This is a genomic window from Acinetobacter sp. NIPH 298, from assembly GCF_000369505.1.
In the GTDB taxonomy this organism is placed as follows: domain Bacteria; phylum Pseudomonadota; class Gammaproteobacteria; order Pseudomonadales; family Moraxellaceae; genus Acinetobacter.
The window spans coordinates 2,193,984-2,205,626 of record NZ_KB850055.1 but is presented as its reverse complement, the minus strand read 5'-3'; the positions used below and the strand labels follow the sequence as shown (position 1 = coordinate 2,205,626).

Sequence of the window (11,643 nt, the reverse complement as noted above, 5' to 3'; positions counted from 1 at the left end):
GTGCGCTAAGATGTTTATTTTGCTTTATTTTTATTCATGCGGTTCTTTGGGCACAATTGTGTGATTAAACAGCAGCTTTAATCTGAACGACGATTAAGTTATTACAATTCGAACATGAAGATGATTGTGCAAATCAATGAAAGAAATTATGCTAAACATATCGAACAGCTTTCATCATTGAAACCAAGGACATTCAGTGCAACTTCGCAAACAATACAAACAACTGTGGTTTGTATTCCTGATGATATTTTTCATTGGGGGAAGTGGTGTGGTTGCTGCTGTAGTTCCAGCGATTCAATTTGAACAAAAACCGGATATAACAACAAAAACGATGTCGTGTCACGAACAGCACTTGGCAGATCAACATCATCAGATGCACATGTCCGATACAGATGTTTCGATTTCAGCAAAATGTCATGAAGCACATTTGCAAGATGGTCAGCCTTGTCAGGACTGCAATAGTCCAACACATTGTCAAACGACAAACTTTGCGTTAGATCAACAGACGCCGAAGCTTTCTTCCTTAGTGTTGTTAGAGCTGCATACGCATAAAAATACCGACTATCAAGCCCGACATCTTGCTGGATATTGGCAAGAGATATTACGCCCTCCTAAAGCCTGATCTGCTTTAAGTTTCCCTCTTTTTCCTTGCGCCATATTTGGCTTGGGTCTAGTGGAAATTTATACCGCTTAAAGTCAGTTTTATTAGATTAGGAAAATATCATGTCTTCAAAAATATACGCCGGCGTTGTTACCAGTCTAAGCCTATTGTTTGCACCCTATAGTTGGGCTGCGATTAAAGAATATCATCTCAATATCAATCAAGAGATGGTCAACATTACTGGGAAACCAGTCAAACGCATGACGGTAAATGGTAAATTTATTGCACCGCTTTTAGAGTTTGAAGAGGGCGATGAAGCGGTCATCCATGTCCATAATCAATTAAAAGATCAAGATACTTCTTTGCATTGGCATGGCTTACTGTTACCCGGTCTGATGGATGGTGTGCCAGGATTTAATGGTTTCCAAGGCATTCAGCCAAATGGCAGTTTTGAGTATCGTTTTAAGGTACGTCAAAATGGAACGTATTGGTATCACGCACATAGCAAGGGACAAGAACAAGATGGGCTATATGGCGCACTGGTGATTTATCCAAAAGGCAAACAGCCTGTTGCGGCACATGAAAAAGCACAGCGTGACTATGTGGTGATGCTCTCTGACTTCCATGAAACGGACAGCGATCAGATCATGGCAAATCTTAAGAAATCTGCGGAGTATTATCAGAATCAACGTGAAACGGTTGCCGATGTTTGGAAACAAGTCAAACAACAGGGTCTAAAAGCGACATGGCAAGACCGTTCAATGTGGAATCAGATGCGGATGCTTAAAACGGATTTGTCTGATGTCACAGGCTATACTTTTCTTGTAAATGGAAAAACACCACAACAGAACTGGACGGGCGCATTTAAAACAGGTGAAAAAGTTCGTCTGCGTTTTATCAATGCCTCGGCTATGTCATTTTTTGATGTGCGTATTCCAAACTTAAAAATGACGGTGGTGAGTGCGGATGGTCAGCCAGTACAACCTGTAGCAGTCGATGAGTTTCGTATTGGTGCAGCGGAGACCTATGATGTGCTGCTTGAGCCAAAACAGCCACATTATCAAATCGAAGCTGAATCCATTGATCGTTCGGGTTTTGCCATCGCTTCGTTACATAATGAAATTCAAACTCAGCATCAGCATACGATTGAAATGCCTAAACCACGTCCACGTTCATTATTGACGATGGATGATATGGGGCATGGTTCGCATGCTCAGATGGATCACAGCACTCATGGTCAAATGAAGATGGCTGAAATGGATCACAGTACCCACGAGATGGATCACAGTGCGCATGGTCAAATGAAGATGGCCAAAATGGATCATAGTACCCACGCGCAGATGAATCATGATGCTCATGACCAAATGGATCATAGCACCCATCAACAGCAGACAACTGCTCGTAATGAAAAATCAAAACCTGAAACAGTATTTGGTTGGGCCAATGCAGCAACGCCTGTGGGACATAAAGCGTTACAGTACGCTGATCTGAAATCCTTAACACCGCAGCCCGATATCCGACCAGCCGAAAGAGAATTGGTGATTCGTCTTGGTGGCACCATGGAACGTTATATTTGGACCATCGATGGGAAGAAGTTTAGTGACAAAGATTTTGAACCGTTGAAAGTACAGTATGGTGAGCGCATTCGTTTGAAATTCGTCAATGAAAGCATGATGGCTCATCCGATGCATTTACATGGCATGTTTATGCAACTAGAAAATGGGCAAACTGCAGCCAATATGCCCAATAAACACACCATCGTGGTTCCACCGGGTCAAACGGTCACTGCCATGCTTACCGCGGATGAATTGGGCGAGTGGGCGATTCATTGTCATTTATTATTCCATATGTCAGCAGGCATGATGAGTAAGTTGATTGTTGCAAATGTCGATGATTCAAAAACCGTAAAGCAAAAAACCAGCCCTGTTCAATCTTCTCAAGGAGAGAGCCATGCACATCATTAAGCGATCTTCTGAGATCAAACGATATACTCAATTGGTTTTTATTGGTGGTCTCATGTCCTCGATCAGTCTATTGACCTCGGCACATGGAGGCCATGATCATCAAATGATGCAGTCACAATCAAGTATGCAATCAAATGCATCTGCATCAATGGATCATTCACACCATCCAATCACCCCAACACAGCAAGTTCAGATTACTCCACATGGGCAGCATGATCATCGGCTAGAACATGGCGGGCAAGTTTATCAGGCGACCAGTTTGGAGAGTGCTTGGACTGTGGATGATGACGGACGAGGACGTGCCAGTACTGAATTAAAAACTTGGGTGGGCACTGATGAGAATAAAGTTTTTATCAAAGCCCATTTAGAAAAGGCTGAATCCGAGCAAGCTGACACTGAAGCAAAGGTATTGTACAGTCGTAATATTGCAGATTTTTGGGATGTACAGGCAGGTGTCCGTTATCAATATCAGTCTGAACAGCAGCAAGATAAGAATCAATGGAGTGCTGTATTTGGCGTACATGGTTTAGCACCCTATTTCTTTGAAACAGAAGCTTATCTTTATGCAGGGCAGGATCAGCGTTGGCAGCTGAGTTTAGAAACAAGTCGTGATTTCTTGTTTACTCAAAAATTGATTGCTCAGCCTTATCTCAATGTAGATGTGGTATTGAATGATGAATCTAAATATGCACGTAAAACAGGTCTATCTAAGCTGCAAACGGGCGTACAAATGCGTTATGAAATCAGTAAAAAAGTGATGCCGTTTATAGATGTTGCCTACGCTTATCATAAAGGTGTAAAGCAGACGGAATGGCAAACCGCATCGCAGCGTGAAAAAGGTGGATTGTACGGTGCTGGTGTTACGCTAAAGTTCTGATATTTTGCTTAATTTTTAACATTTTTGAGATACTGTTGGTTTATACTAGCAGTATCTTTTTTGAGTCATTTATGGTGCATCAATGGCTTTAGAACAACAAGACAATCGAATAACAGAAAGAACAAAGCAATCTGAAAAGGTCGGGCGTACCCAAGATACGTTAGCGTCGCAATTAGAGTTGATTGCACCCGATGGCAGTATGTACGTGAGTTACTATTATATTCCACAGATGAGTAGTGTTGTGGAGGCTCAACGTGTCAGAAAAGCACTGATTCCTTTTGCTGCGATATTGGTAGAACATAATATTGATTTAGATGTACGTCATTTAACCCTTTATCACGATGACTCAATTGATGAGGTCACGGCTGTATTACAAGCATTGAACTTAGGTGCAGAATTACAGCAAACAATGTCTCATTACGAGCCATTGGAACTTGCAAACTTCAAACCACAACAATCTGATGAATTGAGCAACAAACAAGAAAGAGTCGGATTTTATTTAAAAGCAGCTCAAAAATTTTTATATGTGATTTTAGAAAAGTTTAGACAATGGGTTAAAGCATTGCGAAGCAAAAAGGATAAATAATATGCCGAGATGGATGTATGGCCTTATGGGCTTTGCATTGATTTGGCTGGTTTGGACCAATTGGCTTAAACCTGTACCCAATCTCACTCAGGTTACTGCACAGGGTGTGCAAATCGTAGAATTACAGTCTTATGAAGGTACCTTTCGTGTGCTTTCACGCAAAGATTATCATTCGGGGCGAGAGGCTGAGTTTTCTCCAATTGATTTAGCGGTCGGTTGGGGCGATATGGCGAAACCCGATATCTATAAACATGTTGATATTTCACAACGAAATCGTTGGTATTATTGGCGTGTTGATGCACAGCCTCCCATCTCGTTACGCGAAATCGCAGTACAAAGTGCCAATATGCATATCGTGCCTGCAACTGCACAGGTCGCCGAACAGCTTAAGAAAATTAAAAAAGATGATTTGGTTAATTTGAAAGGTGCATTAATTGAAATTCAGGCACCTGATGGATGGCGTTGGCGGAGTTCCTTGTCACGTGAAGATACGGGGAGTGGGGCATGTGAGTTGATGCGAGTCGATAGTGTGGTTTGGTATTGAGTATTTGGTATAAGTAAGCCATTGAATAAGCATCGTTTAGATACATAATAATTCACATGATGGCAAGATTATAAATTATACTATTGGGTTGAGTAGGACGACCTCTCAATAAAGAATCACGTTGGGACGACCCAACCCTTGCTATACACGAGAGAAAAAATGGCGTGGGCAATTTTAATTTTGGCAGGTATTTTCGAAATTATTTGGGCGTATTCAATGAAACTGTCAGAGGGTTTTACTCGTTTAACTCCGACAGTGATTACCCTCGTTTTTATGATTTTGAGTTTCGGTTTACTTGCGACAGCAATGAAAACTTTGCCGTTGGGCACTGCTTATACCGTTTGGACAGGGATCGGTGCAATCGGATCATTTGTTATCGGTATTATGGTATTAAATGAACCTATGACGGCTATGCGAATGATCGCAGCGGTACTGATTGTATCTGGTTTAGTTTTGATGAAACTTTCATCAAATTAAGACAAACTCCCCCTCTTTATTAAAGAGGGTGAGCTACGATTGAAGTAGTGTAAAGGAGCTTTTTTCATGCAACTGGTTTATATGTATATGGATTCTCCAGTGGGTACATTAAAACTGGTTGCGCATGATCACGCCTTAGTTGCGGTGATGTGGGACAATGAAGATCATAAGCGCGTACGCTTGGCAACGTTGTTAGAGAACACTCAACATCCGATGCTGCTCAAAGCGAAACAACAATTACAACAATATTTTGCAGGACAACGTCAGCAATTTGATTTGCCTTTGGATTTTCAGGGTACAGACTTTCAACAACACGTTTGGAATGCTTTGCTGACCATTCCTTATGGTGAAACGCGTAGTTATAAGGATATTGCGCTACAGATTGGCAATGTGAAAGCAGTACGTGCGGTCGGTGCTGCCAATGGCAAGAATCCAATTTCAATTATTGCGCCGTGTCACCGGGTGATTGGTTCTGGTGGGGCATTGGTAGGATTTGCAGGTGGGTTGGATAAGAAGCAGATTTTACTCAGTTTAGAGCAAAGTAAATCTGCTTAGTTTATTGATAAAAACTCGATTTTTTTGATTATTTAGCATAAGCTTTTAAGGTAAGGTTTGATATATAAACCTTAGTAGATTTTTGATACGCGGAAATGTCAACCGCAACCTGCGTGGTTTAAAAATGTGTAAGTTATTGTATTTATAATTTAAATTAAATAGATGCAAAAAATGAACAGGTTTTGCGGGGGACAAATGGTTTTGCCTACTTTTCCCGAAAGAAAAGTAGGTCGAGCCGAAGGCTTATCCTAAAATTGGATGAATGTTCGGCAAGACTCCGATGAGATAGATCTCTTAATTGAATATCAAGCTAAAATCTTTAAAGCTCAATGAATGGAAGTTTAAAAATGGCTGTTGGTGACGTAACGATGCCACTTATGCATGTGGTGCAGGGTGTAAAAATTGGCTCAACTGAGGCGTATGTACGTTATCCAAACCGACGAGATCTGGTCATTTTTGAATTTGCTGAAGGTTCAAATGTAGCAGGGGTCTTTACCCAAAGCGCATTTGCAGCTGCGCCAGTTTTACTCAGTAAAAAACATTTGGCTGAAAGCACTTCACAAAAGCAGCCACGTTACCTGATTATTAATACAGGCAATGCCAATGCCGCAACAGGCACTGTAGGCTATCAAAATGCCGAAGCAACTTGTGCCAAACTTGCTGAATTGACAGGTGTGCAAAGCAATCAGATTTTGCCATTTTCAACAGGTGTGATTGGTGAGCAGTTGCCAATTGAACGTTTGGTTCAAGGTATTCAACCTGCGTTGAACGATCTAAATACTAATCATTGGGTAGATGCTGCATCAGGGATTATGACCACGGATACCACACCGAAAGGTGCATCTGAACAATTTAAACTCGATGGCATCACTTATACCATGACCGGTATTAGTAAAGGTGCGGGTATGATTCGCCCGAACATGGCGACGATGTTGAGTTTCGTTGCCACAGATGCTCCGATTGCAAAAGCATTGGTTGAGCAGCTTCTAAAAACAACGGTTGAGCATTCATTTAACCGCATTACCATTGATGGGGATACCTCAACCAATGACTCCTGTATTTTTGTTGCAACAGGTTTAGCTGGTGGTGCTGAGATTGAAAGCCAAGATGATCCACGTTATCAACAGGTACTCGATGTACTTGCTCGGATGATGAATCGTCTCGCACAGCTGATTGTACGTGATGGTGAAGGTGCAACCAAATTCATTACCGTTCAAGTTGAAGGTGGGGCAAATACTCAAGAGTGTTGTGATGTTGCCTATAGTGTCGCTGAGTCACCATTGATCAAAACGGCTTTATTTGCATCAGATCCAAACTGGGGACGTATCGTGATGGCAATTGGTAAAGCCGGTGTGCCTAATTTAGACAGCAGTAAGGTTCAAGTTTGGTTGGGTGATGTACAAATCTGCTTAGATGGTGGCGCAAATCCAGACTATACCGAAGAAGCGGGCGCGGCAGTGATGGTAGAGAAAGAAATCACTATTCGTATTGATCTTGGACGAGGTACTGCACAGGACACCGTTTACACCTGTGACTTTTCTTACGACTATGTGAAAATTAATGCCGATTATCGTTCGTAAATTTGCGTTATAATGCAGCCTCCACAGTGAGGCTTTTTTTATATCGCTTGTTTGTGGATGTGTTTAATCCCAAATCTCAACAGATACCCACGTTATCAGTTTGCAGTGATGCAAGCGCGCAGGATAGAGAAGACGCTTTATGAATGATGCGAATTTAATTGCGAACGACGCCAAAAATATTGTGCAGACGCATTTAGATCGTTTGGGCGAGCCAAAGGACAATAGCCTAAGCCCAGAAGTGAAACAACAGAAGTTTGCTCAAATCGCAGCCGAGCTTAAAAAAAGAAATGCGGTATTGGTCGCACACTATTACTGTGATCCTGATGTACAAGAGCTTGCTGAACTTACTGGTGGTTGTGTTTCTGACTCATTAGAAATGGCACGTTTTGGTCGTGACCATCCAGCGACGACACTTGTGGTTGCTGGGGTTAAGTTTATGGGCGAAACCTCAAAAATTTTATCGCCTGAAAAAACGGTGCTGATGCCAACTTTAGAGGCAACCTGTTCACTTGATATTGGTTGTCCAGTCGAAGAGTTCTCTGCATTTTGCGATCAACATCCTGATCATACTGTGGTGGTGTATGCCAATACTTCAGCAGCAGTAAAAGCACGTGCGGATTGGGTGGTAACTTCAAGTTGTGCGGTCGAGATTATTGAGCATTTAGACAGTTTAGGTGAAAAAATTATTTGGGCACCTGACCAACATTTGGGCCGTTATATTCAGAAGAAAACAGGCGCAGAAATGTTGTTGTGGGATGGTGCGTGTATCGTGCATGAGGAGTTTCGTGCACGGGGCATTATTCAGATGAAAGCACTTTATCCCGATGCTGCTGTTTTAGTCCATCCAGAGTCGCCTGAAGCGGTTGTGGATATTGCAGATGCGGTGGGAAGTACCTCGCAATTGATCAAAGCAGCACAGACATTGCCGCAGAAACAAATGATCGTGGCAACAGATCGAGGCATTTTTTATAAAATGCAACAAGCTGCGCCTGATAAAGAGTTATTTGAAGCGCCGACAGCAGGTGAGGGTGCAACATGTCGTTCATGTGCGCACTGTCCTTGGATGGCAATGAATGAATTAGATGGTATTTTGCATGTGTTACAACATAGCGATCAAGAAATACACGTCGATCCAGCATTGGCTGAACGTGCCAAATTACCTTTAGATCGAATGTTGAACTTTAGCGCGTCGTTAAAGCGTTAAAATGTTTGTTAAATATACATTTGATAAGGAAAAATCATTTTTTTTAAAACTAGGTGTTGACGTGATGCAACGTCAAGCCTAGAATGCACACCGTACCGCACGATGTGCGATACAATAAAAGCTGAGATAGATCGGAGCATAGCACAGCCTGGTAGTGCACCTGGTTTGGGACCAGGGGGTCGTAGGTTCGAATCCTACTGCTCCGACCAATTAAAACATGTTGAAAAACATTGTTTTAGGATCGGCCAAGTATCGCATGATAGTTTTATCATCGGTTATGCGCCTGTAGCTCAGTTGGATAGAGCATCCGCCTTCTAAGCGGATGGTCACAGGTTCGAATCCTGTCAGGCGCGCCATTTGGTAGCTTGGTACATAGAATCAAAAGTATGTTATGGTGGATGTAGCTCAGTTGGTAGAGCCCCGGATTGTGATTCCGGTTGTCGCGGGTTCGAATCCCGTCATTCACCCCACTCTTTTATAGAGAGTATCGGAGCATGGCGCAGTCTGGTAGCGCACCTGGTTTGGGACCAGGGGGTCGTAGGTTCGAATCCTACTGTTCCGACCATCATCTTAAAGATGAAATAAAAATCCGCTAAATGAGCGGTTTTTTTGTGTCTAAATTTTTAGGTAATTCTCACTCGCTTCTTGATCAAGTCTCTCCTGTTTTCATTGATTCATTTAAATGACCAACGTTTAAATATGGATTTATTTGTCACAATTTCAAGCTAGTATTTTATCTTTCTTATCTGTTGTTATATAACAGACCGAAAAAATGATCTGATATTCGCTCGGTCAGAATATGAGATATGAATCGAAAGTTGATAGCTCATTGTATTTCATTCCTACTCTATAAATCAGTTTTAAAAATTCTAAAGAGAGTGAGTGCATGCATAACATAAACTATGTCTTTATTAGTCTTTTGGGTGGGCTCATCGTACCGCTACAATTGGCAATGATTAATGCCTTCCGTCAAGCAAGTGGCGCCACTCAAATACAATCAACATTTTTCTTATATGTTGGTGGGGCGATTGCATCATTGGTTATTGCACTATTTGTCGATGGCAGTATTAAGCCGCCGTTGTACCAACAAACCTCATGGTGGATGTGGCTATCTGGCTTATTAGGATCACTTTATATCCTGTGCATGTTCTTAGCTGCTCCACATATTGGGGCAACCAATACATTACTTTGGATTTTCTTAGGTCAAATGATCTTTGCCACAATAATTGATAGTAGCGGTTTTCTCGGAATGCAGATTAAAAAAATAGATGGTCTTAGATTATTTGGTCTGGGACTTATTTTTATGGGAGGATTGATCATGATCTATAGCGAATATAGACATTCGACAGCTTAAAAATATTGTAAGTATGGCTGAGAAACGATGAATAAATGATTCAGATATCTTGTCATTAAATCGAAAATTTAAATTATGAAAAATCAGAAAAAGTATTGATAGCTTAATGCTTTGATCAGAGTGATTATTTATTGCAACTGTCTTGCAGGATTTGGCTATTGTGATTTGATTGTTAACACGCTATTTTGCACTTTATGATTTAAGTCAGTTAGACAACGACAACAGTATTTAAATACCATGTTCTGCATAATGCACGCACTTTTTAAAAAGAAAAAATAGGGATAGAAATGATACAAACAGCTTTTGATTTTGTAATTATTGGTGGTGGCTCAGCAGGATGTGTATTGGCTGGGCGGTTATCTGAAAATCCAAACATTTCTGTATGTTTATTAGAAGCTGGCGGCGATGGAAATAGCTGGTTGGTGAATACACCTGCGGCGGCTGTGATTAGTATTCCAACTAAACTGAATAACTGGGCAATCGAAACGATTCCACAAAAGGGTTTGAATCAACGAAAAGGCTATCAACCCCGCGGTAAATGCTTGGGGGGGAGTTCAGCGATCAATGCGATGGTGTATATCCGTGGGCATCGTGATGATTATGATCATTGGGCTGCACTGGGAAATACCGGCTGGTCATATGATGAAGTGTTGCCATATTTTAAAAAATCAGAACATAACGAAAGCATTAAAAATGAATATCATGGGCAGCATGGTCCACTGAATGTCAGTGAGTTGAATTCAGATAATCCATATCAGCAAACATTTATTGAAGCGGCAAAACAGGTTGGCTATCCACTCAATGATGATTTTAATGGCGCTGAACAAGAAGGTTTAGGCGTGTATCAAGTCACTCAAAAAAATGGTGAACGTTGGAGTGCTGCACGAGGCTATTTATTGCCTTATTTAGGTAAACGTCCTAACTTACAAGTGATTACCCATGCGACCGTCTCCCGTATCATTATCGAAAATGGCCGTGCGATTGGGGTCGAGTATAAACAAAAAAGCCAAACCACGATCGTTAAAGCCAACAAAGAGGTGTTGTTGTCAGCTGGCGCATTTCAATCGCCGCAAGTATTGATGCTGTCAGGCATAGGTCCACGCCAAGAGTTAGAAAAGCATGGTATTCCAGTCATAAAAGATTTGGCAGGGGTAGGTGAGAACTTACACGATCATCCAGACTTTATTTTTGCTTATAAAACCAAACTGATGGAGGGTACATTTGGCTTATCTTTAGGTGGAAGCTTAGATTTAGTTAAACAAATTGGACGCTATCGTAAAGAACGTCGCGGTTTGATTACCACCAATTATGCTGAATGTGGTGGCTTCTTAAAAACGCGACCTGAACTAGACAAGCCGAATTTGCAGTTACATTTCGTGATCGCTATTGTGGATAACCATGCGAGAACAATGCATGCTGGACATGGTATCTCGTGTCATGTTTGTTTGTTGAATCCACGTGCGCGTGGTTCAGTCAAACTCAGTGGTAAGTACGTGGATGATCCTTTATTAATTGATTTTAAGTTTCTTGAGGATGAGCAAGATCTTCAAGATATGGTGGATGGCTTTAAAGTCACCCAAAAGCTTATGCAAGCACCTGCTTTAAATGAAAAGATCAAAGAAGATATGTTTACTGCGAATGTGAAATCAGATGATGAAATTCGTGAGATTTTATGTCAGCGTGTAGATACGGTTTATCATCCTGTCGGTAGCTGTAAGATGGGTGTAGATGAGATGGCAGTGGTTGATCCTGAGCTTAAAGTCTATAGCGTTGATGGTCTTCGTGTGGTTGATGCTTCAATTATGCCAACCGTGGTCAATGGTAATACCAATGCACCGACGATTATGATTGCTGAAAAGGCAGTTGATATGATTCGTCAGGCTTGGAAATAAAATCAATTT

Annotated in this window: 11 protein-coding genes and 4 tRNA genes; all 15 read left to right on the top strand. The window is 41.5% G+C overall.

The window, feature by feature from the left end; genetic code table 11:
* Positions 1-196 precede the first annotated feature (196 nt).
* The 15 genes from F903_RS15160 (at position 197) to F903_RS15090 (ending at position 11,634) form a co-directional block, all read left to right on the top strand.
* Positions 197-622 carry a hypothetical protein gene (locus tag F903_RS15160; RefSeq protein ID WP_005198355.1) on the top strand — a complete coding sequence of 142 codons (426 nt, stop codon included), beginning with the start codon at positions 197-199 and terminating at the stop codon, positions 620-622.
* 101 nt (positions 623-723) lie between these two features.
* Entirely contained in the window at positions 724-2,565 is a 1,842-nt protein-coding gene (locus tag F903_RS15155) for a copper resistance system multicopper oxidase (protein WP_005198353.1), read from the top strand.
* Entirely contained in the window at positions 2,552-3,442 is an 891-nt protein-coding gene (locus F903_RS15150) for a copper resistance protein B (protein ID WP_005198351.1), read from the top strand. Before F903_RS15155 ends, F903_RS15150 begins: the two co-directional genes overlap by 14 nt.
* Before the next feature lie 82 nt (positions 3,443-3,524).
* Positions 3,525-4,028, top strand: a complete 504-nt coding sequence (locus F903_RS15145) for a hypothetical protein (RefSeq protein ID WP_005198349.1) — start codon at positions 3,525-3,527, stop codon at positions 4,026-4,028.
* 1 nt (position 4,029) lies between these two features.
* Positions 4,030-4,572 (top strand): hypothetical protein, encoded by a 543-nt coding sequence (locus F903_RS15140; protein WP_005198348.1) that lies wholly within the window; start codon positions 4,030-4,032, stop codon positions 4,570-4,572.
* Positions 4,573-4,731: 159 nt separating this feature from the next.
* Positions 4,732-5,049, top strand: coding sequence for a DMT family transporter (locus F903_RS15135; RefSeq protein WP_005198346.1), 318 nt, complete (start codon positions 4,732-4,734; stop codon positions 5,047-5,049).
* A gap of 66 nt (positions 5,050-5,115) precedes the next feature.
* Complete coding sequence (locus F903_RS15130) at positions 5,116-5,604, top strand: methylated-DNA--[protein]-cysteine S-methyltransferase (protein WP_005198345.1); 489 nt, start codon at positions 5,116-5,118, stop codon at positions 5,602-5,604.
* Between the two features lie 347 nt (positions 5,605-5,951).
* A complete protein-coding gene (gene argJ, locus F903_RS15125) occupies positions 5,952-7,184 on the top strand; it encodes a bifunctional glutamate N-acetyltransferase/amino-acid acetyltransferase ArgJ (protein WP_005198343.1) in 1,233 nt (410 codons plus the stop codon).
* Positions 7,185-7,323: 139 nt separating this feature from the next.
* On the top strand, positions 7,324-8,388 hold the full coding sequence (gene nadA / locus F903_RS15120) for a quinolinate synthase NadA (RefSeq protein WP_004669832.1): 1,065 nt from the start codon (positions 7,324-7,326) through the stop codon (positions 8,386-8,388).
* A gap of 132 nt (positions 8,389-8,520) precedes the next feature.
* Positions 8,521-8,597 (top strand) — tRNA-Pro (locus F903_RS15115).
* A 70-nt stretch (positions 8,598-8,667) separates the two neighbouring features.
* Positions 8,668-8,744 (top strand) — tRNA-Arg (locus F903_RS15110).
* A 38-nt stretch (positions 8,745-8,782) separates the two neighbouring features.
* Positions 8,783-8,858: transfer RNA gene (locus tag F903_RS15105), tRNA-His, on the top strand.
* Between the two features lie 18 nt (positions 8,859-8,876).
* Positions 8,877-8,953: transfer RNA gene (locus tag F903_RS15100), tRNA-Pro, on the top strand.
* Between the two features lie 321 nt (positions 8,954-9,274).
* A complete protein-coding gene (locus F903_RS15095; protein ID WP_005198340.1) occupies positions 9,275-9,742 on the top strand; it encodes a DMT family transporter in 468 nt (155 codons plus the stop codon).
* 287 nt (positions 9,743-10,029) lie between these two features.
* Positions 10,030-11,634 carry a GMC family oxidoreductase gene (locus tag F903_RS15090; protein ID WP_005198338.1) on the top strand — a complete coding sequence of 535 codons (1,605 nt, stop codon included), beginning with the start codon at positions 10,030-10,032 and terminating at the stop codon, positions 11,632-11,634.
* Positions 11,635-11,643: the final 9 nt, after the last annotated feature.